Annotated in this window: 29 protein-coding genes; 28 read left to right on the top strand and 1 reads right to left on the bottom strand. The window is 61.1% G+C overall.

The window, feature by feature from the left end; translation table 11 throughout:
• Positions 1–76 precede the first annotated feature (76 nt).
• From ACXAF3_RS05260 to ACXAF3_RS05125, 28 genes are all read left to right on the top strand, one after another.
• Complete coding sequence (locus ACXAF3_RS05260) at positions 77–364, top strand: hypothetical protein (protein ID WP_475111241.1); 288 nt, start codon at positions 77–79, stop codon at positions 362–364.
• 68 nt (positions 365–432) lie between these two features.
• Entirely contained in the window at positions 433–1,491 is a 1,059-nt protein-coding gene (locus ACXAF3_RS05255; protein WP_475111240.1) for a PriCT-2 domain-containing protein, read from the top strand.
• Positions 1,488–3,173 (top strand): DUF5906 domain-containing protein, encoded by a 1,686-nt coding sequence (locus ACXAF3_RS05250; RefSeq protein ID WP_475111239.1) that lies wholly within the window; start codon positions 1,488–1,490, stop codon positions 3,171–3,173. The genes ACXAF3_RS05255 and ACXAF3_RS05250 overlap by 4 nt, the downstream gene beginning before the upstream one ends.
• 337 nt (positions 3,174–3,510) lie before the next feature.
• The gene (locus ACXAF3_RS05245) at positions 3,511–3,876 is read left to right on the top strand and encodes a hypothetical protein (protein WP_475111238.1); all 366 of its coding nucleotides are present in this window, start codon (positions 3,511–3,513) and stop codon (positions 3,874–3,876) included.
• 224 nt (positions 3,877–4,100) lie between these two features.
• Positions 4,101–4,322, top strand: coding sequence for a hypothetical protein (locus ACXAF3_RS05240; protein WP_475111237.1), 222 nt, complete (start codon positions 4,101–4,103; stop codon positions 4,320–4,322).
• Positions 4,309–4,782: a lysozyme gene (locus ACXAF3_RS05235; RefSeq protein WP_475111236.1), complete on the top strand. Its 474-nt coding sequence runs from the start codon at positions 4,309–4,311 to the stop codon at positions 4,780–4,782. The genes ACXAF3_RS05240 and ACXAF3_RS05235 overlap by 14 nt, the downstream gene beginning before the upstream one ends.
• Positions 4,767–5,285, top strand: coding sequence for a lysis system i-spanin subunit Rz (locus tag ACXAF3_RS05230; protein ID WP_475111235.1), 519 nt, complete (start codon positions 4,767–4,769; stop codon positions 5,283–5,285). The genes ACXAF3_RS05235 and ACXAF3_RS05230 overlap by 16 nt, the downstream gene beginning before the upstream one ends.
• Entirely contained in the window at positions 5,224–5,631 is a 408-nt protein-coding gene (locus ACXAF3_RS05225; protein ID WP_475111234.1) for an HNH endonuclease, read from the top strand. The genes ACXAF3_RS05230 and ACXAF3_RS05225 overlap by 62 nt, the downstream gene beginning before the upstream one ends.
• Positions 5,632–5,727: 96 nt before the next feature.
• On the top strand, positions 5,728–6,195 hold the full coding sequence (locus tag ACXAF3_RS05220; RefSeq protein ID WP_475111233.1) for a phage terminase small subunit P27 family: 468 nt from the start codon (positions 5,728–5,730) through the stop codon (positions 6,193–6,195).
• Positions 6,192–7,922, top strand: a complete 1,731-nt coding sequence (locus ACXAF3_RS05215; RefSeq protein ID WP_475111232.1) for a terminase large subunit — start codon at positions 6,192–6,194, stop codon at positions 7,920–7,922. The genes ACXAF3_RS05220 and ACXAF3_RS05215 overlap by 4 nt, the downstream gene beginning before the upstream one ends.
• Positions 7,919–9,160: a phage portal protein gene (locus tag ACXAF3_RS05210; RefSeq protein ID WP_475111231.1), complete on the top strand. Its 1,242-nt coding sequence runs from the start codon at positions 7,919–7,921 to the stop codon at positions 9,158–9,160. Before ACXAF3_RS05215 ends, ACXAF3_RS05210 begins: the two co-directional genes overlap by 4 nt.
• Entirely contained in the window at positions 9,153–9,857 is a 705-nt protein-coding gene (locus ACXAF3_RS05205) for a head maturation protease, ClpP-related (protein ID WP_475111230.1), read from the top strand. Before ACXAF3_RS05210 ends, ACXAF3_RS05205 begins: the two co-directional genes overlap by 8 nt.
• Before the next feature lie 87 nt (positions 9,858–9,944).
• Positions 9,945–11,123, top strand: a complete 1,179-nt coding sequence (locus tag ACXAF3_RS05200; RefSeq protein ID WP_475111229.1) for a phage major capsid protein — start codon at positions 9,945–9,947, stop codon at positions 11,121–11,123.
• Between the two features lie 62 nt (positions 11,124–11,185).
• Positions 11,186–11,749 carry a hypothetical protein gene (locus ACXAF3_RS05195; protein ID WP_475111228.1) on the top strand — a complete coding sequence of 188 codons (564 nt, stop codon included), beginning with the start codon at positions 11,186–11,188 and terminating at the stop codon, positions 11,747–11,749.
• Entirely contained in the window at positions 11,746–12,048 is a 303-nt protein-coding gene (locus tag ACXAF3_RS05190; RefSeq protein WP_475111227.1) for a head-tail connector protein, read from the top strand. The genes ACXAF3_RS05195 and ACXAF3_RS05190 overlap by 4 nt, the downstream gene beginning before the upstream one ends.
• Positions 12,033–12,383, top strand: coding sequence for a phage head closure protein (locus ACXAF3_RS05185; RefSeq protein WP_475111226.1), 351 nt, complete (start codon positions 12,033–12,035; stop codon positions 12,381–12,383). Before ACXAF3_RS05190 ends, ACXAF3_RS05185 begins: the two co-directional genes overlap by 16 nt.
• On the top strand, positions 12,376–12,819 hold the full coding sequence (locus tag ACXAF3_RS05180) for an HK97-gp10 family putative phage morphogenesis protein (RefSeq protein ID WP_475111225.1): 444 nt from the start codon (positions 12,376–12,378) through the stop codon (positions 12,817–12,819). Before ACXAF3_RS05185 ends, ACXAF3_RS05180 begins: the two co-directional genes overlap by 8 nt.
• A complete protein-coding gene (gp17, locus tag ACXAF3_RS05175; RefSeq protein ID WP_475111224.1) occupies positions 12,816–13,175 on the top strand; it encodes a tail completion protein gp17 in 360 nt (119 codons plus the stop codon). Before ACXAF3_RS05180 ends, gp17 begins: the two co-directional genes overlap by 4 nt.
• A gap of 15 nt (positions 13,176–13,190) precedes the next feature.
• Positions 13,191–13,607 (top strand): phage tail tube protein, encoded by a 417-nt coding sequence (locus ACXAF3_RS05170; protein WP_475111223.1) that lies wholly within the window; start codon positions 13,191–13,193, stop codon positions 13,605–13,607.
• A 2-nt stretch (positions 13,608–13,609) separates the two neighbouring features.
• Entirely contained in the window at positions 13,610–14,038 is a 429-nt protein-coding gene (locus tag ACXAF3_RS05165) for a hypothetical protein (protein WP_475111222.1), read from the top strand.
• Positions 14,038–14,301, top strand: coding sequence for a hypothetical protein (locus tag ACXAF3_RS05160; protein WP_475111221.1), 264 nt, complete (start codon positions 14,038–14,040; stop codon positions 14,299–14,301). The genes ACXAF3_RS05165 and ACXAF3_RS05160 overlap by 1 nt, the downstream gene beginning before the upstream one ends.
• A gap of 12 nt (positions 14,302–14,313) precedes the next feature.
• A complete protein-coding gene (locus ACXAF3_RS05155; RefSeq protein ID WP_475111220.1) occupies positions 14,314–16,554 on the top strand; it encodes a phage tail length tape measure family protein in 2,241 nt (746 codons plus the stop codon).
• A gap of 3 nt (positions 16,555–16,557) precedes the next feature.
• A complete protein-coding gene (locus ACXAF3_RS05150; RefSeq protein ID WP_475111219.1) occupies positions 16,558–17,028 on the top strand; it encodes a hypothetical protein in 471 nt (156 codons plus the stop codon).
• A gap of 3 nt (positions 17,029–17,031) precedes the next feature.
• Positions 17,032–19,302: a hypothetical protein gene (locus tag ACXAF3_RS05145; protein WP_475111218.1), complete on the top strand. Its 2,271-nt coding sequence runs from the start codon at positions 17,032–17,034 to the stop codon at positions 19,300–19,302.
• Entirely contained in the window at positions 19,302–20,123 is an 822-nt protein-coding gene (locus tag ACXAF3_RS05140; RefSeq protein ID WP_475111217.1) for a hypothetical protein, read from the top strand. Before ACXAF3_RS05145 ends, ACXAF3_RS05140 begins: the two co-directional genes overlap by 1 nt.
• Positions 20,123–20,620: a DUF1833 family protein gene (locus ACXAF3_RS05135; RefSeq protein WP_475111216.1), complete on the top strand. Its 498-nt coding sequence runs from the start codon at positions 20,123–20,125 to the stop codon at positions 20,618–20,620. Before ACXAF3_RS05140 ends, ACXAF3_RS05135 begins: the two co-directional genes overlap by 1 nt.
• 3 nt (positions 20,621–20,623) lie before the next feature.
• Positions 20,624–21,040: a C40 family peptidase gene (locus ACXAF3_RS05130; RefSeq protein ID WP_475111215.1), complete on the top strand. Its 417-nt coding sequence runs from the start codon at positions 20,624–20,626 to the stop codon at positions 21,038–21,040.
• A complete protein-coding gene (locus tag ACXAF3_RS05125) occupies positions 21,021–23,483 on the top strand; it encodes a host specificity factor TipJ family phage tail protein (protein WP_475111214.1) in 2,463 nt (820 codons plus the stop codon). Before ACXAF3_RS05130 ends, ACXAF3_RS05125 begins: the two co-directional genes overlap by 20 nt.
• Here the strand turns inward: ACXAF3_RS05125 and ACXAF3_RS05120 are convergent.
• Positions 23,480–23,857: a hypothetical protein gene (locus ACXAF3_RS05120; RefSeq protein ID WP_475111213.1), complete on the bottom strand. Its 378-nt coding sequence runs from the start codon at positions 23,855–23,857 to the stop codon at positions 23,480–23,482. The two genes, ACXAF3_RS05125 and ACXAF3_RS05120, sit on opposite strands and share 4 nt — an antisense overlap.

Genomic DNA, 23,857 nt, shown 5'->3' with positions numbered 1-23,857 from the left:
ATGGCCGCTATTCTGCCGGCCGGCGACGGCCCGGTTAATTCGCCGGGATTCATGGGGATTTGTACAGGAGGGATCTATGGCCCGGACGTTGACGCTCACGGCGGATGTCGCTGCGCTGGTGCAGTGCCTGCGGGAGATGGAGGAGGATCTGGCCGAGGCGCCGGCAGTGACCCGCGCATTTGTTGAGTCGCTGCTGCAGCGGGTGGATCCGCTCTGTGATTCGGCCCTGGGCGAGCGGCGATCCGACGGCTCCACGGTGCTGCTGATCACACCGAGCGAGCAGCTCCGCCAGCTGGCGAACCTGGTGCGGCAGGGCCAGTACCACGAGTGGCAGGCATATCTGTGCCCGCACCGGGTCCATTGAATCACCGCCGGTGGGGACCGGCTTCTTTCTTCGCGCACTTTGCGCACCAGTCTTAGGGGGATTTCATCATGTACGAGCAGTGTACGCTGGACGATGTGTGCCGGGCGTTGACCTTTCTCGATAGGGCCGACGAGCGCGAGGTCTGGATCAAGGTGGGCATGGCCATCAAGTCTGAATTCGGCGACGACGGCTTCGATGCCTGGGATCACTGGAGTCAGCAGGCGGATAACTACGATTCGGCCGCCGCAAAGGCGAGCTGGAAAAGTTTCAAGGCCGGCGGCGGTATTGGCATTGGTACCCTGTTCGCCCTGGCGAAGGAATGCGGTTTCGAGTTCGAGCGCCGTGAGCTGACGCCCGAGGAGAAACGGAAGTTCGCGCGGGAGCGGGCAGATCGCGAGCGGAAGCGAGCGGAAGAAGCAAGGCGGGCCGCGGCGGAAGAGGCGGCCTGGTTCGAGCGTATTGCGGTGCTGGCGCAGTCAATCTGGGCGGAGTTGAAGCCAATGGGGCGCAGCCCTTACCTGGGCCGCAAGAAAGTGAAGTCTTATGGTCTGCGGTTCTTCTCCGGACCGCTTTTGCTGGTGGAGCGCGGCGAGCAGGTGGAGGTGCTGACGGACTGGGCGAAGATCAAGCCAATTTTCGATATGCCCAAAGAGGAGCGCGAAGGTCAGGGCATCAAAATCCAGTTTTTCAAAAAGGGCCACGCGGCGGTGCCGCTGATGGATATTGACGGAAAGATCTGGAATCTGCAGGTGCTGTCGGAAAAGAGCAAGGCGTTCATCCGGCACGGCCGCAAGTCGGGGCTCTTCTACTGGATTGGCAGGCCGGACCCGGCCAAGGTGTTGATCCTGGTAGAGGGCTATTCCACCGGTGCGAGTATCCGCGAGGCCACGACCATCGGCGAGGCGTACGACTGTCCGGTAGTGGTGTGCTTCGACTGCGGCAACCTGCTGAGCGTGGCGATGCAACTGCGCGAGCGCTACCCGGAGCAGCACATGGTATTTGCTGCCGATGATGACGCTCACCTGGAGGTGAACGATGGGGTTGAGAAAGCGACAGCAGCGGCGCAGGCAGTGGGTGGTGCGGTTTGGCTGCCGTCGCTGAACGAAGAGCTCGAGGAAGCCGCGTGAAGAAGAAAAGCGGAATTGATTTCAACGATATACACGTGGCGCACGGTCTTGGGGAAGTGCGCCGTCAGTTCGATGTGTTCATGGCGAATGTGTCCTTCTTCCCCCGCTCCCCATCTAATGAGGCGCCCGCGGCCAGCGCTGCGGACTCTCCACCGCCTGAATCTCCCGCACCCTCTCTGACCGCTGAGGCGCGCGAAATCACCCTAGAGGATGCGCTCAAGCGCTTTGCGCTGATATCCGGCACCACCAAAGTGTGGGACGAGCATTTGCACCGGGAACTGAAGTCGACGGCATTTCGGGCTGAGGTGGGTGCTGCGGTATGCAAGCAGTTCATGGATGCCGCGGAAAAGCGCAAGGTGCTGGAACAGGACGTGCGCCAGTTTATCGCCGCGCGCCAGGCCGCCCAGAAGGGGGCTGGGGGAGTCGGCGAGATGCTGCGGCGATTTACCCTGCTGGAGGGCACAGAAGAGGTGTGGGACCGCAAGCATTGGGAGCGGGTCCCGCTGAAGGTGGTGAAGCATATTTTTCCGGACGCCTATGATGTCTGGTACCGGCATCCTGACCGGAAGATGGTGCCAAAAAAGAACGTGGTGTTTGACCCTACCCGCCGGGCGGATCCCAAAACGCATATCAACACCTTCCAGCGGCTGCCGCTGAATCCGGTGCGCGACCTGGATAGGTGCCGGAATATCCGTGCCCTGCTGTGGCACCTGTGCAACTGTGATGACGAGGTGTGGCGGTGGATGGTGTGCTGGCTGGCCTACCCGCTACAGTATGTGGGCTCGAAGATGGATACGGCCCTGCTGGTGCACTCTGATGTGCATGGGTCGGGGAAGTCGCTGTTCTTCGATGTGGTGATGCGCAAGGTCTACGGGGAGTACAGTGCAACCCTGGGGCAGCATCAGATTGAGAGTACCTATACGGACTGGAAGTCGAGTCTGCTGTGGGGCGTGTTTGAGGAGATCTTTTCGCGGGACAAGAAGTATTCCCAGACGGGTAATATCAAGCAGATGATCACCGGCGCCACCACGCGTATCGAGAAGAAGTTTGTCAGCGGTTGGGAGGAGGCCAACTATATGAACAGTGCCTTCCTCTCCAATGAGGTGTTGCCATTCCCAGTGGAGCCTATGGATCGACGGTTCCTGGTGGTGTGGCCGGAGAAGACGCTACCGCTGGAACTGCAGAAGGGCGTAGGCGAGGAGCTGGAGAACGGCGGCGCCGAGGCTTTCTATGGCTGGCTGCTGGACCAGAGGCTGGGGGATTTCGATACCCGAACCAAGCCGCCGATGACCGAGGCCAAAGAGCGGTTGATCAGCTTCGGCCTGCCAAGTTGGGAGGTCTTCTATCGGGCGTGGGAGTCGAGGGAAACCGATGCGCCTTTCCATACCTGCCTCAGCGGTGATCTCTATCATGTGTACCGGAAGTGGTGCAGGGCAGGGGGCTTTCACCAAATGGATATGAACCGCTTTTCTGAGGCGATGGCGACCAGGGTGAAGAAGAAGAACCGACTTGAGTACGACAGCCCTGGTGGATTTGGCAGGGGAATCAAGAAGGGAGTGCAGGGCACTTTCTTCCTGATGCACACGCCACCAGGTGGGAAGACGCAGAAGGAGTGGCTGTCGGAGTGCGTGAAGGCATTCCGCGACGAGATCGGGGCCTTCCATGAGGAGCAGCCGGCATGATTCCCGTATACCGCCGTATAGGGCCCGTACATGACGGATATACAGTATACGGCTTTACAGGCCGCGTGGTTGCTGAGGTTTTTACAGTTCCCGTATACCTGTATAGCCATATCGCGCGCGCCTGCGCGTGTGTTGCGTGTGAGGATTCCCCAGCTGGTGGACTCAATGAATTTTTTTTCTCGCGCGAGACGGTGGAATTTGCCCTACGGGTATACGGGACTATAGCGGAGCCTAGTAACCATGCGGGCTTTAGGGCCGTATACCTGTTTTTTTTTGATGTACGGTTGGTGTACGGGGATATACGGGTTAGGTGATATGGATAGATCCAGAGGGGGATTTGATGATTGAGCGAGTGGATAAGCGGTTGGTGGCCTGGGCAGAGCAGGTGCAGGGTGGGATGGGCCTGCGGCCGCTGGAGTCGCCATTCGGCGCCCTGATCCGCAATGGTGGTGTGTTTGCGCCGCCTGGCAAGGGCTGCATTGTGCCGATCGATGATAGCGGCATGCAGGTCGAGGAGGCGGTGAATGGCTTGCCCGAGGTATTACGCGAGTTGGTAGTGATGTATTACCAGCGCGAGCTGGTGCTGCGGATGTGCGGCCGGCGGCTGGGAGTGAGTGAGGCCACGGCTTCGCGTTACCTGGATGCAGCGCATGTGTTGCTGGATGTTGAGCTGTTTGGGGAGCCGGGCCCGAAAGTGGCGTAAGTTTTACCTCATTGGGTGTTGACAGGTGGTGAAAGAAAATTTAAAAATTCAGGCACTGTAGAGAAATTGTCTCTGCGGCAAGAAAACCCGGCTCCCCCAGCCGTGTTTTCTCGTTTCTGGTTATTGTGAATCCACCCTGTACTTTGCGGCGCCTCCGGGCGCCGTTTCTTTTTGCGGTGGTTGATGCTGGGGGAACAAAATTCATTCCGCCGTTGGAGCCGCCTATGTCCGCATCCCAGACAGTAGCAACTGAGGGGGCAAAGATGATTCCGCCGGCGGCTGTCTTGGGGGCCAAGTTGTTTGGCCTGACGGTGGATCAGTGGATTCAGGTGCTGACCGTGATGTATCTCCTCGGTCTGGTAGTGCACCAGATACCGAAACACTGGGCGGCGGCCTGTCGCTTTTACCGGTGGATCAAGGGGAAATTCAACGATGAGACTGCGTAAGCGCGTTGCGGCATTGATTGCCGCTGGTTGCCTGACCTGTGCCGCACCGGTGGTGAAGCACTTCGAAGGCAAGGAAAACGAGGCGTACCTGGATATCGTCAACGTCGCCACGGCCTGTTACGGCTATACGAAAAATGTGCGACTGGGTACGACCTATACCGACGCCGAGTGCAATGAACTGCTGGACGTGGAGCTGCGCGAGAAGCTGGAGGGCCTGGTCGGGTGTGTCGACGCTGATGTTGACCTGGAGCCGCACCAGTGGGCTGCCATGGTCAGCTGGTCCTATAACGTCGGAACCCACGCTGCTTGCAGCAGCACTCTGGTGCGCAAAGTTAACGCTGGTGCTTCGCCTCAAGAGTGGTGCCCGGAGTTGAAGCGTTGGGTCTATGCCGGCGGCAAGAAAGTTCGCGGGCTCGCCCGTAGGCGCGAGGCGGAGTATCAGCTATGCCTTGGTCAGTAAGTCCTCGAGTGCTGGCCGCTGGTGCCGCGCTACTGGTTGCGCTGACCGCGGGCTGGCTGGCCAATGGCTGGCGCTTGGGGCAGGACATCGAAGAGATACGCAGTGCCCAGGCGGAGGCGCTGGCAGCTGCACGGCAGCAGGTTGCAGAAGCTGAGCGGCTGCATCGTGTGCAAGTGTCAGAAATCGACGAGACCTATACAAGGGAGCTGGCCGATGCTCAAGATGAGAATAACCGGCTGCGCGCTGATCTGCTGCGCGGCTCTATCCGGCTGTCAATCCCAACCAGCGGTGCCAGTTGTGGAGTGTCCAGAGATACCGGCACCGCCGGCAGCGCTGATGCAGCGGGAGCAGCCGACATTGACGAAGGAGCTGCTGCAGAAATTCTCGCGCTCACCCAGCGAGGAGACACAGCAATCCGAAGACTGACCGCACTGCAGGGCTATGTGCGTACTGTCTGCTTGGCGCGCGGAGAGCAGGACCAGGGCAGTGCCACCAAAGGCTAAGCGCTACTGCGCCCGCTGCAACCAGGCGCACGCCGGGAAATGCCCGCAGGCACGTGAAGGCTGGGCGGAGTGGCAGAAGCAGAAAGGTACAGACACTGACCGCGGTTACGGTGCCAGCTGGCGGCGGATGCGCAGGCAGGTGATTCAGCGGGACAAAGGGCTGTGCCAGATCTGCTTGCAGGCTGGGCGCGCTACGTCGGGCACTCACGTGGACCACAAGAAGCCGAAGTCACAGGGCGGCACGGATGACATGAGCAACCTTCAACTGCTCTGCAAGCCATGCCACCTGCGCAAGACCGCGCAAGAGGGCGGCGGCGCAAGGGGGAGGGGCGGGTCAAATCTCTAGGGCCCATATCCACCAACACCGCCGCCCTAAGTCAATTTTTGTGTGCGTTGAATTGAATCGAAAAAACCCACTCGGGGTTTTCACTAGGTAACTGGTATGGCTGGACGATATCCGCAGGGGGGCAATGTTGTTCACCACCCTGCAGCTGCTCAGAACGAGCAGGCAGCCGCAGAACAGGAGGACAAGCTCCTCTCCCTGGTGAAAGAGCTGCGGCCGCGCGGCATCAGCAAGGAAGAGCGCCGGGTGTGGGATCGGGTGGCGTTCGAGCTGGCCAAAGTGGGCCGGCTGAAGCCGCTGTTCGTGGATTATGTGCACGAGTACTGCCGCACCAAGGTCGAGATGGACGAGCTGCGCCAGTACCTGGTCGAGAACGGACGCACCTACACCGCACATGGCCGCAATGGGCGGCAGATTAAAAACCATCCCGAAGTGGGCCAGCTGCGTGAAGTAGCCCGCTTCTGGAACAGCATGGTCGCGCAGCTGGGCATGTCCCCGGCGACCGAGCTGCGCTTTAACGACAAGCAGGGCAGCCTGTTTGACGACGGCGAATTCGACCGGCTATGACCTGGGATGTGGATCACCTCGCGGACATCGCCGGCTACTGCAACGATGTCCTCACCGGTGTGCGCCCGGCCTGCCGCTGGGAAATACTCGCGGTACAGCGTCACGTCGATGACCTGGAGCGCGCGAAGGACGAAAGCTACCCCTGGGTTTTCGATGAGGCCAAGGCCCTAAAGGTCATCCGCTTTATAGAGTTGCTGCCACACGTAAAGGGCAAGTGGGCCGCGGGCCGGGGGCTCACAAAGCGGATCCAGCTGGAGGGCTGGCAGAAGTTCATCGTCGGCAGCCTGTTCGGATGGGTGCATCGCGAGACCGGCCTGCGCCGCTTCCGCATCGCCTACATCTGTGTGCCGCGCAAGAACGGCAAGTCGGTGATTGCCGCCGGCATCGGCCTGTACATGCTCACCGAAGACGGCGAGTACGGGGCCGAGGTCTACTGTGGCGCGACCAGTGAGAAGCAGGCCTGGGAAGTTTTCCGGCCGGCGCAGAAGATGGCCGAGCGCACGCCGGCTTTTCGCCGCGCCTACGGGGTCACCTCCCACGCGCGGCGACTGGAGTGCGACAAGCGCGGCACCAAGCGGTTGCCGGACAACTCCCGCTTCGAGCCGGTGATCGGCAAGCCGGGGGATGGCGCCAGCCCCAGCTGCGCGATTCTGGATGAGGTGCACGAGCATCAGGACGACGTGCTCTACGACACCATGCTCACCGGCATGGGCGCGCGGGAACAGCCGCTGATGCTGGGCATCACTACCGCGGGCAGTCAGATCGCCGGCCCCTGCTACGCGATCCAGCAGGACCTGCAGGCGGTGCTGGAAGGCAGTGTCGAGAACGACGAGCTGTTCGGTATCGTCTACAGCATCGACAAAGAGGACGACTGGACCAGCGAACAGGCGCTGATCAAGGCCAACCCGAATTACGGCGTATCGGTCGGCAGCGACTACCTGAAGGCACGCCAGCGCGAAGCCGTGCAGAGCCCGCGCAAACAGAACACCTTCAAGACCAAGCATCTGGACGAATGGGTCACGGCCAAGAATGCCTGGCTCAACATGGTGGACTGGAACCGTCAGGCGGATCCGTCCCTGCAGGTGGACGACTTCCTGCACGACCCGTGTACTAAAGCGCTGGACCTATCCAGCAAGCTGGACATCACCTCGAACATTTCCCTGTTCGAACGGGAGATCGACGGCCAGAGCCACTATTACATCTTCGGCCGGCACTACTTGCCGGAAGATAAAATTCAGGAAGAGAGCAACAAACACTATCAGGCCTGGGAACACCAGGGCGTGCTCATTCCGACCGAAGGCGAGACCATCGACTACGACCAGATCCAGAAGGATGTCGAGACCGACATCCGCGACTTCGATGTGCGCGCCCTCGGCTACGACCCCTGGGGCGCGACCCAGCTGGTGCAGAACATCCAGAAGGAAGTCAAAGAACTGGAAGTGATCGAGGTGCCGCAGAACTACGCGATGTCCGACGCGATGAAAGAGTTCGAGGCACTGCTCAAAGCTGGCCGGATCCACCACGACGGCAACCCGGTCCTCACCTGGATGATGGGCAACGTGGTCGCCAAAGAGCTCGACGACGGCAAGAAGATTCGCCCGGTGAAGGAAAACAAAGAGTCCAAAATCGATGGTGCCGTCGCCACGCTGATTGCCTTCACCATCGCGCTCTCCGGCGAGGAAGCCGAAGAGAGCGTCTACGAAACCCGAGGCATCCGCTTCCTATGATTAAAATGCTGCGCAACCTGTTCTCGCCCAGTGCCGAGACCAGCACGCTCAAGAGCCCGAGCGACGAGTTGCTGGACGCACTGAGCGCGCCGCAGTCGGTTTCTGGCAAATCGGTTACGCCAGACACCGCCATGCGCGTCGCCGCGGTGTATGCCTGTGTGCGCCTGCTCTCGGAAACCACGGCGGCTCTGCCTCTGAACCTCTACCGCCGGACGGATGGCAACAATCGGGAAGTGGCCAGCGACCACCCCCTGCAAATGTTGGTACATGATCTGCCCAATGAGGAAATGACGGCGATCGACTTCCGCTCTCAACTGATGGCCGCCCTGCAGCTGCGCGGCAACGGGTACAGTGAAATCGAGCGCGACCGCGGGGGCAGGGTTCACGGCGTCTGGCCGATTAACCCGGACAAGGTCTGGGTGGGCCGCTCCCAGCGCACCAACCGCTTGGTGTTCGAGGTGCACGACGGCGACTTTCGCACCATTCAGCCGCAGCGTATGTGGCGCATCGCCGGCCTGTCCACAAATGGCATCGTGGGCCTGTCGCCGATCAGCCAAGCGCGGGAGGGCATCGGCCTGGCCCTGGCACTGGAAGAGCACGGCGCGCGTCTGTTCTCCAACGGCGCCCGCCCGGGCGGTACCCTGGAAGTGGAGGGTAAGCTGTCCGATGAGGCCTATGAGCGGCTGCGCACCAGTTGGAACAACCGGCACCAGGGCGGCGCCAATGCGCACCGCACCGCGATTCTGGAAGAGGGCACCAAGTGGAAGCAAATCGGCATGAGTGCCGAGGACGCCCAGTTCCTGGAAACCCGCAAGTACCAGCGCAGTGAAATCGCGGCCATCTTTGGTGTGCCGCCGCACATGATCGCCGACCTGGAAAAAGCCACCTTCAGCAACATCGAGCACCAGTCCATCCAGTTCGTGGTGTACAGCCTGCTGCCCTGGCTGAAGCGAATCGAGCAGAGCATCTTCCGCGACCTGCTGTCGCCGATGGAGCGGCGCGAATACTACGCCGAACACAGCGTCGAGGGCCTGCTGCGCGGCGACGCCAAGGCGCGCTCCGAGTTTTATAAGAACCTGTTCAACGTCGGCGCCCTGAGCATCAATGACCTGCGCCGCCTGGAAAACATGAACAGCATCGAAGGCGGCGATGAGCACTGGCTGCAGCTCAACATAGCCCCTATCACCCAGCCGCGCGACGGCAGCGGCAAAACCACCACCGGAGAGAACAATGCCTAAGTGGTTCGAAATCAAGGCCGCTGCCGACAGCAGCCGCGCCGAGGTCTATATCTACGACTACATCGGCTACTACGGCGTGGAGGCCAAGGCCTTTATCGACGAACTCAACGCGCTCGAAGTCGACGAGATCGACCTGCGCCTGAATACCCCCGGTGGAAGCGTGTTCGAAGGCAACGCCATCTACAACGCGCTCAAGCGCCATAAGGCCACCATCACCACCTACATCGACGGCCTCGCAGCGTCCATGGGCTCTATCATCGCCCTGGCCGGTGAAAAGGTGGTGATCGCCGACAACGCCATGTACATGATCCACAACCCGTGGACCGTGACTGCCGGTGACTCCAAAGAATTGCGCAAGACCGCCGAGACCCTCGACAAGCTGCGCGAGTCGATGCTGAACATCTACCATGCCAAGACCGGCATTGAGGAAGGCGTGCTCGTCGCCATGCTGGATGAAGAAACGTGGCTCACCGCCAGCGAGTGTGTGGAGCAGGGTTTCGCGGATGAGACCGTCGAAGGCGTGGCTGCCGCAGCCAGCTTCGACAAGGAAAAGTTCAAGGGCTGCAAGCATGTGCCTGAGCAGCTGATCGCCGCGAAACAGCCCGCACCGCAACCGGAGCTGGAAGAAGAGCCGGGACCCTACAACCACAGAACCCCGCTCTACGCGCGTCTCACCGAGATTGCCGAGGCAGCCTGAATGCGACCAGAAGCGTGAGCGCGCTTCTCGCACAAACCCCGCCGGCCTAGTGCCGGCTTTTTTATTTCCGAAGACGGAGAAATCAATATGAGCAAGCTCATAGACCTGCAGCAGAAGCGCGCCAAACTGGCGAAGGAAATGCGCAACCTGGTGGACAACGTCGATGCCAAGGCCGGCATGACCCAAGACCAGGAAGCCCAGTGGAACCAAATGAACGACGATCTCAACGCACTCGACAAGCAGATCAAGCAGCTCGAGCAGATGGAGGAGATCGAGGCGCGGCTGGAAGAAGTGCCTGAAGCCGCCCGGCGCCCGAACCCTGAAGGCGGCGCACCGGAAAACCCGCTGGCGAGCGCCGAATACCTGAGCGGCTTTGACGGCTATGTTCGGGGTGGGATCAGCGCCGATATCCGGGCGGCGCTGACTGTGGGCACGGACACCGACGGCGGCTACCTGGTGCCGGACTCCTGGGCGAATACCCTGATTGACCTGCTGACGGATGCAGTATTTATGCGCAGCCTCGCCACCGTCACCACCACAAAGAGCACCAAGAACCTGCCGCTCACCACCGACAAGGGTGCAGCCGGTTGGGTGGATGAAGGTGGAGCCTATCCGGAATCCGACATCGCCTTCGGTAACGGTGTGCTCGAGGCTTGGAAGCTCGGCCGTATCATCAAGGTTTCTGAAGAGCTCCTAGAAGACAACACCTTCAACCTGGAAGGTGAAATCGGACGCATTTTCTCAGAGACCTTCGGCCTCGCCGAAGAGACGGCTTTCATCAGCGGCGACGGCGTCAAGAAGCCCACAGGCCTGCTGGTTTCCGGCGCACTCGGCAAGCAGGTCGCCAGCGCTGCCGCTATCACCTACGACGATATCGTCGACCTGATCCACTCAGTGCGCAGAGTCTACCGCCGCCGCGCCAGCTTCATCACGCGGGATGGCACTCTCGGCATGCTGCGCAAGCTCAAGAGCACCGACGGCGTCCCGCTGTGGCAGCCCAGCCTGCAGGCCGGTCAGCCCGACATGCTGCTGGGCTACCGAGTTGAGAGCACTGAGGCCATGCCGGCCGTGGCCGCCAGTGCCAAAACTGTCGCCTTCGGTGATCTCAAGCAGTACCGCATCGGCGACCGCGGCGGCATCGTGATGCAGCGCCTCAACGAAAAGTATGCGGATACCGGCCATGTCGGCTTCCGGATGCGCAAGCGCACCGACGGCAAGCTGCTGGTGCCAGAGGCAGTGAAGTACCTGCAACAGGCCGCGGCGTAAACCGGCACTGAACGCGGCCCGGAAACGGGCCGCAGTCTCAATCGGTAACCGAGGAACCACCGATGAAATTCAAACTGGTACTGCTGACCAGCCTGGTCACCGCCACCGAAAGCTACGCGCCCGGTGACGACTATGAGGCGGGCAACGACGAAGCCTGGCACATGATCAACGATGGCTTGGCAATGCTGAAAAATACCAAGGGTAAAAACAAGCAGGAGCCACCGAAGAAGCCGGCACATGTCGCCAAGGCAGAGGCCGAAGCTGCAGCGGAAGCCCAGCGCCAGGCTGAAATGGAGCTGCCTTCCGTGCATCCAGAGGGTAAAGAGCTCAATGCCGCCCTGGAAAAGAACGCGAAACTCACTAATTCCAATCGGGACCTGTCAGACGCTCTAGGGCTGGTAACTGGTGATGCAAAAGTCAAGGCCGAATACATCATCGAACTTGAGGCCAAGGTCGAAGAGCAGGGCGAACACATCACCGCGCTGGAAAGCGAGGTAACCAAGCTTGAAGAAGAAAAAGTCGCCCTGCAGGAACAGCTGGCGGAAGCCGCGAAATCGGCCGAGACAGAAGCGGGCGAAGCCGGTACCGAACAGGACGCTGACACCGCCGGAGGCGAGCAGCAGTGATCTTCGATCTGGCCCTGGTCAAACAGCACCTGATTGTCGAACACAGCGATGACGATGCCTACATCACATCGCTGTGCGTAGCGGCCGAGCAGCAGTTCAACGACTACTGCGGCAGGGTGCTGTATGCCGAGGGCGCCGACATGACCGGCGCGCCGGAGAATGCGCTCCAGGTCACCGAGGCCATCCAGCTGGGCGCCATGGTGCTGGTCGGCGCCCTGTACGAAAACCGCGAAGGCGGCGGCGCCTTGCCGATGCCGACGCGACTGTTGTGGAATCCGTACCGATGGCTGCGCGTCTGAAGATCGGCCGCATGCGCGACAGCGTGCGCTTCGAGCAATTCACCGAGGTTGACAACGCCTTTGGAGAGGCTGTGCGCGAATGGAACGAATACCTCACCTGCCGCGCGGAAGTGCTGCCGGTGCGCACCGGTGAAGGTATCGCCCAGGGGCAGGAGCTATCCACCAGTGAAGTGACCATCCGTGTGCGCAATAGCACCGCCAGCCGCGGCATAACCAGCGCCATGCGCGCGGTGTGGGAGGGAAAGATCCTGGATATCTCGCCGCCGCGCAAGATCGCCGGGCGAGACCGCTATCTGGAATTCACCGGCATCAACCGGAGCACCAGCGATGAGTGATCGATCCAAGTTCCATGTGGAAGGCCTGGCCAAGCTCAACAGCGCGCTGCTGGGCCTGGACGCCAAGACCGGGTCCGCGCTGTTGCGCCGCGCCGGGCGCAGCGCCATGAAGCCGGTTGAAAGTGCAATGCGTGACGGCGCCGAGGTGGACACAGGGGATCTGCGAGACAGCATCGGCATGCGTGCGTCCACTGCCAAGGGCAAAAGTAAGGACCGGGTGGCCCGCATCACCGTGGGCCCCGTCAAAAAGTCCAAGGGCCGCGGTGACAACAAACGCGAGTTCAATAACCTGAACCAGAAAGCCATTGCCCAGGAGTACGGCAACGCGAAGCGGAGTGCCAAGCCGTTTATCCGCCCGGCGCTGGAGAACCGTATCGACAGTGTCCTGCAGGATCTGATCAACGAATTCGGCAGCGAGCTCAGCAAAGTCAAATGATCGAGACCCATCTCAACACCTGGTTGCGCACTCTGGGCGCGGCCAAGGTGCGGCCGTTGCTGTTACGCAAGAAAGACCCGGTACCGGCGCTGGTGTACACCCCGGTCGCCGCTCGTGCGCCGCTGGGCCTCGATGGCACACCCCGCACCCGGGTCAGCCAGATCCAGGTGGACGTGTGGGCAGAGGCATACCATGAGGCCAAGAGCCTTGCCGAAGCCGTGCACAACATCAACGGATTTGCCGGTGACTTTTCCGGTCAGGAAGTGGGTCTGATTGAAACTGTCACCAACTTTGAAGAATACGACGAGGAAGCTCATCGCTACCGCGTCAGCATCGACCTCACTATTTATTTCTAAACAGGAGATTGCGTTATGGCGCAAGGTTACAAGACCAAATTCCTCCGCAGCGATGATGGCGGTACCACCTACGCCCAAGTGGCGGGCATGCTGGATATTGAGCTGAACGAGGTTTCTCGCGGTTCCTCTGACATTACGCCCATCGACGGCACCAGTGGCTACATGGACTTTGAGCCGGTGGGTCTGCGCGATGCTGGCGAGGTATCGCTCACCCTAGTTTGGAAAAAGGGTGACACCGGGCAGGCAGCGCTGGCTGCGGATCTCGATACCGACGCCAACGTCAATTACCAGATCGAGTATCCGGACGGCACCACCGTCGAGTTCCTGGGCCATATCACCGGCTGGGGCGGGGCGCTGCCGAAGGACGACAAGATCACTCGCACCGTGAAGTTCAAATTGTCCGGCAGGCCTGTAGTCACTGAGGCCGCTTGATCATGAGTCTGTTTCAAGCGCCTCATTTAAAGAACGAGCCGATCACCTTTGCCGGTACCGGGCTCACCCTGTACGAGCTCAGCGCCTTCGATCGCTGCGAGTACCTGGAGAAAATCACGGCGAATATACCGGCTACCAAAGGCGGTGAAGAAGTTCCTCTGCGCGAATTCGACAAAGTCGGTGAGTTCTGGTCGATCCGTCGCGAAGATGTGAGCAGCAAGCTGTTGCTAGTGGCTTATGCGCTAAAGCCGGGTCGCGAAGAAAGCCTCGAGGAGCTGCACCTGGAGCTGCGTAAAAGCGTCGCTCCAGATGCGATTGACGAGCTGTATATCCCCGCGGCCAGGTTGTCAGGCCTCTATGTAGAGTCGTCGGAAGAAAATCCAGAAGATGGCAGCGAGGTTGACGAAGAGGGCAGCGAAAAAAAAGGCTAGTGCCGGGTTTCGCCTTCGCCCGGCAACTTGCCCGCGATTTCAACCGCGTGGACTACTTCAACATGCTGCGCAGCATCAGCAGCACCGAGCTTGACCACTGGTACGAGCACCACCGCACCAGGCCCCTCCACAGCGAGGCGCAGCAGTTGCAACTGGCGCAGGTGGCGGCCGGAGTCTGCGGCGGGAAGGTAGGGGATTTCATCCCCGAGATTCGCAAACCTAAGTCCATCAAGGACCAAATCGCCCTTTGGAAATCTTGCTAAACCGGAACCGCTATGGCCAAGACAGCGACCATCGCCACGCTCGTCGCGAACCTGGAAATGAACTCCGCCAGTTTCCGCAAGGAAATGGACCAGGCGCGCGCGCGTACAACCAAGTTCACTCGGGACCTGAAAAAGACCAGCGCGGCGAACGATGGGTTCACGCGTTCTATGCGCGGCGCAGCTCAGGGCGTGGCGGCTATTGACGGACCGCTCGGGGGCGTGGCAGGGCGGCTGAGTGCAGTCAATAGCCTGGTCACCGGGGGCAACATCGCCTGGGCTGGTCTTGGCGTAGCTGTCGCCGGGGTTACTGCTGTGATGTACAAGAGCATCCGCGCCGGCGAGGAGATGGAGCGGCAGCAGCTAAAGATCGCGGCACTGCTGAAGGCTACCGACAACGCCAGCGGCCGCACCGCGCAGCAGCTGGACGAGCAGGCGCGCTCGGTGGCCCGCAACACCCTGGCCAGCGTGTCCGGCATCCGCGATGCTCAGGCAGTTCTACTGACGTTCAAAAGCGTGCAGTCGGACGTGTTCGACAGTGCGATTTCTCTCTCTCAAGACCTAGCGGCGGTCATGGGCGGCGACGCCAAGAGCGCGGCCCTGCAGCTGGGTAAGGCTCTGGAGGAGCCCAGCACCGGACTCACTGCACTGCGCCGGGCCGGTGTCAGCTTTACCGAGGCGGAGAAAGACCAGATCAAGGCGATGGAGGAAGCCGGCCGCGTCGCCGAGGCACAGCGGTTCATACTCGCCAAGTTGTCGCAACAGGTCGGCGGGGCCGGCACTGCCGAGGCGGGCGGACTCGCCGGGCAGGTCGATACCCTGAGCCAGAACTGGCAGGAGTTCCTCGAAGCCCTCTCTAAGACTGAGGAGGCGTCCAAGGGCGTTGGCTTTGTGGCCGACGCGGTGAGCTGGTGGCGCACCGTTCTTATGCCAACGGAAGCGGAGAAGAGCGCAGATAGGTACTTCGAACTCCAAGAGAAGTACCTCTACCACCAGAAGCAGCTAGAGAAAGCCGAGCGTGATGGCGTTCAGTTTCAGATTAAATGGCAGCGCAACAAGGTCGAGGAATATCGCGCGCAGCTGCAGGAAATCAAGGATGCAGATCTGAAGGTTGCAATAGAGCGGCGGGCCGAGCAGCGGAAGGCCGCAGAAGCAGCTACCACTGCCCGTGAGCAGGCCGAGCGTGAGCGTGCCGCGGGCGAACTCAAAAATCTGCAGGACAAGAGCGCGCTCCAACTGGCGCAGCTGGACAACTTTCTCGCCGACCAGCGCGGCAAGATCGATTTGGATCACCAGGCGCGCCTGCAGCAGATCGCCGCTCTGCAGATCGCCGAGGAGGAGCTGCGCCGCCGCGGCTTCGACTCCATCGAAGCCCTGCAGGCCGAATACAGCGCACGGGAAAACGCCCGCTACCAGATGGCCCTGCAGGAGATGGCGGCGCGTGCGGCTAACGATGAGGGCAAGGGCAATAAGGTCGGCCCCGACGGGCTCACCGATTCCGAGCGCCAGAGTGTCGCATCCAGGCTGGAAACCCTCAAGTTGTCCTGGCTCACCGAAAAGGAACAGCTGCAGGTGCAGCAGGACGAGGAGATGGCGCTCCTTGACCAGGCTTACATCAGCAAGCTGATGGCGCGTGATGAGTATGAGCGCAGCCTGACACAGCTGGAAGAGAAGCACCGCAAGCAGCGCGAGCAACTGGAACAGGCTAGCAGCAAAAACCGGCTGCAGATGTATACCCAGGGCGCGAGCCAGATTCTGGCTGCTGCCGGCGGCCATAGTAAAAAAGTGGCCGCGCTGCAGCGGGGTATGGCGATCTTTACCGCCGGAACGGCGATGATCGAAAACATCGCCAACGCCTCCAAGATCGGCTTCCCGCAAAACATCCCGATGATTGCCGGCGCCACTGCCCAGGGAGTGCAGATCTACAGCATGCTGTCGTCGCTGAAGGAGCCGGCCGGCATCGCCCACGGCGGTCTCGACTATGTGCCGAAAGAGTCCACCTACCTGCTGGACAAGGGCGAGCGCGTGCTGTCGCCAAACCAAAACGCCGACCTCACATCCGCCCTCAAGAACGGCGGTATGCGCGGCAACGTCACAGTGAACCTGATCGAAGACGCCTCCCGGGCAGGCCAGGTGGAGCGCGAGCAGCTGAGTGGTGAGGACGTGATTCGTATCTTCGTGGCCGATATCCGCCAGGGCGGCGACTCCGCCAGCGCCCTGGAAGGCACCTACGCACTGCAGCGCACCGGAAGTTAATCCATGGCATTGATCGAATATCCCAGCGAGCTTCCGGCTCCGCTGCTGGAGGGCTATGGCTTCAAGCGAGTGGACAACCGCTTGCGCACCCCGATGGCCAGCGGCCGCGCACGCCAGCGCCGCCGCTTTCCCCGCGTGCCCACCGAACTGACCGCGACCTGGCGGTGCCAGGCCGAACAGGCGGCCCTGTTCGAGGGGTTTGTGCTGCATGCCCTGCAGGACTCCATCGCCTGGTTCCTGGCGGACGCCCTGACTCCGCTGGGGCTGGTGCAGCACAAGATGCGCTTTATCACCGATCCGCTGGGCGACTGCCGGCCGACGGGCCCGCGCATCTGGGAATACCGTGCGCGCATCGAGATTGAGGAGCGCGCCGTACTGACCGAGGAGCAGACCGCCGCAGGCCTGCTGGACCCGAACACCGTTCAACAATTTGTCACCGGCGTGGACGGCGCCGTAGACAGCTATCAGGAGTAGTGCATGTCTAGCTTTTTCAACTTGGTGGCGCAACTTCAGGCCAGTATTGACGCCCTGGATGCGATCCTTACAGGCGATGAAAATAGCACTGTCGATGTGGGCGGCGTTACGAAGGACACCATTTCCAAGGCGATCAAGGACCAGTTCGCCAGTCTCAAGGCCATGGTGCAGGGGCGCCAATCGTTTGCGACCAAGGCGGCCATGGATGCCGACTTGGCGCACGCCGCGGACACCCTAGCCGAGGTGTGGAACGACCCCGCCGAGGCGAACAACGGCCTGTATGGCAAGACTGGCGCGAGCGGTACTGGCTCCTGGGTGAAATCCCCCTATGACAGCTACGCGCTGCTGCAGGCGGATATCGGCACGCTGGAGCAAAAGGCCGAGATGCTGGACCGACAGATCCCGCAGGAAGTGCTGCAGGCGGGATTCCGGCACAGCATCGACACGCTGCTTAAAATCCTGGCGCCGACCGGTTTGGAGGCCGGCGACGAGATAGCCGCGGCCATCGCCGATGAAGATGGCAACGCGGCGTTGGTGATCACCAAGCTGGGTGAGATCATTGTGCCGCTGCTGCGCGCGCTTTCCCTCAAGGTCGGTATGGAAGAGCTGACCGGGGGCGAGTACAACTACGCGCTCGGCCTGATTGACGAAGCCGGTTACCCGGTGTTTGGGGTGGATGTGAATACCGGCGGAACCCTGATGGCTCTGGCGCGCGTGCTGGGCATCCTGGAGATCGGCACTGATGCCCAGCTGCAGCAGGGCGAGTTCAACTACGACTTCGCGATAGCGGACGCGAGCGGCTATGTAGGCTTCGGGCTTTCGGCGGGCGTGGTCATGACCCCGGGTCAGAGTCTCAACGTAGACCTGGAGCGCCGCGATCAGCTCAACATTGCCAAGTCCAACCAACTCAAACAAAGCATCAATACCACCTGCGCGCAGAACGTCTTTGATTACAACCACGTGGTGGTATACGGGCAGTCACTGTCCACTGGTCACGAGGGGTGGCCTGCGCTATCCAAAACTCCGCGCTACGGCAATCTTATGCTCGGCGACAGTATAAGGCCCAGCAACTCAGACGGCGCAGGCTTCACACCTTTCGGCGGGGCCGCGCTGCAGCCGCTGATTGCCAATGTACAGTCTGGAGGAGTAATCCTCACGGACCAGGAGGTGGCCGAGCTGATAGAGGGTGATGGGGCCCTGGGGGAGACCGTCAACACCGGCATGGTGAACTTCGCCAAGAAGCTGCACAACCGCAGCCTGCTGGTCGACAACGACAGCCAGCGGGTTTTTGTGACCACCAACTGCGGCGTGAGCGGTAAGACCATTGAGCAGCTCTCCAAGGTAAACACCCAGGACGGCACCGACCGTTACAGCCGTTATACCGGTGCGGTGAGCCAGGTCAAAGCCATCGCCGACGGCGAGAGTAAATCCTATGGCGTTACCGGTATCGTGTGGATGCAGGGGGAATGGAACTATACCGATCACGGTGACGTATGGGACAAGGCCAGTTACAAGAGTGCGCTCACACAGCTGCGCGACGACATGGTGGCCGATGCGCTGGTGCTGACAGGCCAAGCGGACGAGCCCGCCTTTTTCACCTACCAGACCGGTGCGGCCTACACCCGCGACGAGGATTCCAACAGCGACCCAGGTTTGCATGTGGGTATGGCGCAATGGGAATTCGTTCGCGAGAACCCGAACTGTTACCTCGCCGGTCCCGTGTACCCCTACACCGATAAGGGCGGCCATCTGGATGCCAACGGTTACCGCTGGTACGGCAACCTGCTGGGAAAGGTATTTCACAAGGTGGTCACCCTCGGGCAGCAGTGGCGACCGCTCAGCCCACGGCGCGCGCAACAGATTGGCCGCGAAATCTATATCGACTTCCACGTGCCGGAGCCGCCGCTGGTATTCGATCTCCCCTATGTGGTCAACAGCGCTACCGATTACAGCAGTAAGGGTTTCCGGGTGACGGACGACATCGGCGAGGTGCTGATTTCCCGGGCCGAGATCGTCGGAGAGACGATCGTGAAACTGCAGCTGGGGCGCGATACGATCGGGGGCGCCCATATCTGGTACGCCGACAAGACGCGCCACAACGGCAACGGCTGTCTGCGCGATTCGGACGAAACTGTGGCCTTGGACAAATACGAATACAAGCCGGCCGAAGGCATGTATGCCTCGGCCAATCTGCCCGAACTGATCGATAAACCCTATCCGCTGCACAACTGGTGCATCGCTTTTTATATTCCGACGAACTGGGAGAATTCCTGATGTCACTGATTATTCGTGTAAAGAATGCCGACTTTTCCGCATCCGGCCTGCCGCAGCTAGAGCAGACCATCTACGGCCTACCGGCAGACGGGTTGGTGGGGCTCTATCTGTTTGAAAGCGGCAGCGACGACGCCGTGCACAATGGGCCATTTACGGATTACAGCGGCTCCGGCAATCACGCCAGTATCTACGGAGATTGGGTAGCGCCGATCAAGCGTGCCTACGGCTTGGAAGTAACCGATGAAGACGGGCTGGCAATCGACACCGGCATTGCCATGAGCGGTGAGTTCACCGTCATTGCGTGCCTGAAGAGCACTCTGCCGGCCAGCGCATCAAATGTTTATGAAACCCATGTCGCCGACACGGGCTCTATAACAACCAGCAAAGATGCAGGCAACAACAGTATCTTGCGACCAGTTATGAATACCCAGGTGCTTCCGGATAACACCGGTAATTTCGGGATATTTGGTGGTGTTTCAGCATCCATCGGGCCTTCCCGTGTGGGAGGCGGTGGAGACTCTCGCCAGGCCAGTATTTATGGTTTCGGGGTCAGTGCCTCGCAGACTCTACTTAAAACACGCTCGTTGGACGGAACGAACTACAACCTCACGGACGCCGACCTAGCCACCGACTATGGTGGCGATCTGAGCGGCGAATCCATCGTGGTCGGTGGTTGGGGGTATGGTGCATATCGTCCAGCGACCAGCGAACTCTACGCATTTGCCGTCTACGACCGCCTGCTGGCCGATGAGCAGTTCGTCACTGCTATTGCGGCAATCAATCAGCGTGTCACCGCACGCGGCGTCACCATCTTCACCTGATGAGCCAGGTACTGCAGACCGTCTACGCCAGCGCGCCGGTTGACCAGGTCATCATCCATACCCTGGAACTGAAGCACTCCGCGTTCGAAGGCGGGGCCATTCGGTTGTGCCAGGGCTTCGACGATGTGACGGCGACGCTAGAGGATGCCAGCACGGCGACCTTCACCGCGTCTGGCTTCGGCGTGTCGCTGCCCAGTCGAGCGGTGAAGGGCCGGCAGGACCTGCAGTTCCAGATCGACAATGTCACCGGCGAGGCCCTGCAGCAGATTCGCGCGGCCAAGGAAGCTGGGGGCGCGGTGCAGGTGATTTACCGGGTCTACCTGGCCTCGGACCTCACCGCGCCGGCGCAGCCGCCCACGGTAATGACGGCGGTGTCTGTGAAAGCCACACCGGCGTCGGTGGCGGTGGTGGCGAGCTTCCACGACCTGGTCAACAAGTCGTGGCCCACGCTGTTCTACACCCCGGACTTCGCGCCGGGCCTTAAATATTACGGGTGACCTGTGTCTGCTTGGATCAACGACTACCTGCAGATTCCCTATGTAGACGGCGGCCGCGACTGCACCGGCTTCGACTGCTGGGGGTTGGTGCGGCATGTGCTGCACCACCACTTTGGCCTGCCGTGGTTGGCGAGCTTTGGCCACGTCCGCCCGGACGACAAGCGGCTGATGACCGACTGCTACCGCGAGGTAGTGGGCACCTTCACCGTCGGTGGCTGCGCGCCCGGCGCGGTGGCTTGCGGTTTCCGCGATGACTGCCTGATCCATGTGGGTGTGGTGGTGGACAACGGCGGCTTGTTGCAGGTGCTGCACACGTCCAAACAGTTCGGACGCCCCGGCCTGAACGCGCCGCGCGCTTTCCGCCGATTGTTCGAGCGCACGGAGTTTCACGAGTACGCCCATGCAAAACGCTTCCATTAAAGTATTCCCCAGCAAACTGGACCCGCACACCTTCGAGACCTGCACCGCCGAGGCGGGGCAGACCTTCGACACTTGGCTGCGGACGAATGTGCCGGCGTATCACGAGCGCGAGCGGCCGCTGTTTTCCGCCGCGGTTAACGGCGTGCAGTTGGCGCCGATAGGGTGGGACAGCTATGTCATCCAGCCCGGCGACGAGTTCGAGCTGGTGGTGGAGGCCCGGGATCCGGCGACCATTGCCTGGGCGGTAGTTGCCATCATTGCTGTGGGCGCAGCCGTCTACTATGCCAACCAGATTCCGGACAACTACAACCAGACCACGCCGGATGGATCCACCATCTACAATCCCAACGCTCAGGGCAACCAGGCACGGCTGATGGGTGTGGTGCCGGAGATCGCCGGGCGCCACAAGGTGTTTCCGGATCTGCTGAACCAGCCGCGGCGGGAGTACATCAGCAACGACCAGTATCTCTACCTGATGATGGCGGTCGGCGTCGGGGACTATGAGATAGACCCCGAGGAAATTTTTATCGGCAACACGCCGTTGAGCCGCTACTCGGGAGATATCAACTACCAGGTGTTCGGCCCGGGCGCGGACGTGACTGGGCATGAGGCGCACCGCAATGTGTATACCTCGCCGGAGGTGGGCGCCAGCGCGGGTAGTTCGGGCCTGGAACTGGAGGGAAAGCTGGCCAGCGGCGGCGGCGACACCGGGCTGATGGCCTGGACTTTCAGCGGAACCAGCCTGAAAAGCTATCGCCGGGAGTTCGAGCCGGGCTCCGAACAATATCTGCCTGCCAGCTTCCCCTTCGACGTCGATGTGATCGTTACCGTATCGGGCAGCTCGGGCAATGATGGTGACTATCGCGTGGTGTCGAAAAGCAGCAACGTCGGCACCATGCAAAAGGTCGACGCGCAAGGGCAGGACGACGCCAGCTGGACGGGATTTACTGCTGAGTCCTACAGTACCGCTAGTGTTACTTCCAGCGGCGGGCCCGGCGAGTACAGCGGGCCTTTTTTTGCTTGCCCGCCGGACGAAACCACAAACACCATTTGGCTGGATTTTCTACTGCCGCAGGGGCTTGGCGAGCTGGACGACAACGGCGATTTTCAGTCGTACTCTGTCGAAATCAATATTCAGTATCGCGCCGAGGGCGCGGGTACCTGGTCGGATGTAAACCACACCTTTACCGGTGCCAGCAACGACCAGCGCGGCTACACGAAGAAAATCGACCTGCCCAGCGCTATACGCCCCGAGGTGCGGGTCAAGCGGGTCACCGCGGCCGTCGATGATACGCGGGTGTATGACACGGTGCAGTGGACCGGGCTGAAAGCAGAGCAGGACGGCGCTACCAGCTACGCCGGCGTAACCACCATCGCGGTAAAGATCAAAGGCACCAACGCCCTGGCCGGCAGCGCCGAAAACAAGTTCAACCTGATCGCTACCCGCAAGCTGCCGGTGTACAGCGGTGGCAGTTGGTCCGCGCCGGTGGCCACCCGGGACATAGCTCCGTACTTCTCCTACATCATAAAAAATGTGGGACACACCGATGCGCAGATCGGCCTGGAGGAGCTGGACGCGCTGCATGCCTTGTGGAGCGCCCGCGGCGATACGTTCGATGCGGTGTTCGACAACAAGAGCACTCTGTTTGAGGCTCTGAAGCGGGTGCTGGCGCCGGGCTACGCCGAGCCGACCCTGGACTACGGCCAGATAGTGCCGGTGCGCGACGGCCCGCGCACGGCCTTCGAGTACATGTACCAGCCGGACAACATGGTCGGCGACCTGTCCCAGGATATCCAGATGGTGGAGCCGGACGAGCCGGACGGGGTGGAGGTGGAATACTTCGATCCGCAGACCTGGAAGCCGGCGACCATCCTGTGCACCCTGCCGGGCGACGTGGGGCTGGCACCGAAGAAAGTGCGCGCCTTCGGTATCACCGACCGCACCCGCGCCTGGCGCTTCGGCATGCGCCAACGACGCATCATGCGGTACCGGGACACCCGCTACACCTTCAAGACCGAAATGGACGCGCTGAACAGCCGTTACCTGAGCTATGACGCACTGGCGGACGACATCCCCGGCTATTCTCAGACTGGCCGGGTGCTGGCGGTGAGTGGGCGCAATATCACCCTGGACGCGGCGGTGGAGTGGGGCACCGGTACCCATCACCTGGCGCTGCGGAAACCGGACGGGCGGCTGTCCGGCCCCTACGTGGCCACGGCCACCAGTGACCCCACCGTGGTGGTCATCGGTGCGGACCTGGACTTTGCCCCGGTGGTCGACGCCAGCATGGAGCCGCCGCTGTGGATGTTCGGTGAGGCGGAGCGCTGGAGCTATCCGGCACTGATTACCGAGATCAAGCCGAGCGGTACCGACTCGGTGAGCGTTACCGCCGTCAACTACGACGAGCGGGTGTATGCGGATGATGACAATGCGCCCGCTTAATTCTCCGCGGGCGCTTTCAGTGCAATGGCGTGGCACTCCCAGGAGTTCCAGCAGTTCTTGACCAAAGAGACGCCACCCTGTTCACAGCGAGGTGTGGAGATGGCATCTGCACCCTTCTGTGCGGCGACGATGCGCAGCTGATCGACGGCGCCCACTTTGGTCGCGTCCGCCTCGCCGACCATAACCTGGTTCTTGCAGGAGTGGCCGACGATTTCGCCGAGCGGAACCATCGTGGCCGCTTGCGCTTCTGGAACGATTTCAATTTGCGCGGCCTGCTGCATGACCACGAGCCCCACCTTGTCGACAGTCTGCTTTGGAACGAATTGGCCGGTGCAGCCAGCGAGCATGGCCGCAGCGATGATGATGATGCGCAT

Source organism: Microbulbifer sp. ABF4_143 (genome assembly GCF_056160225.1).
This window is presented reverse-complemented; position numbering and strand designations above follow the sequence as displayed.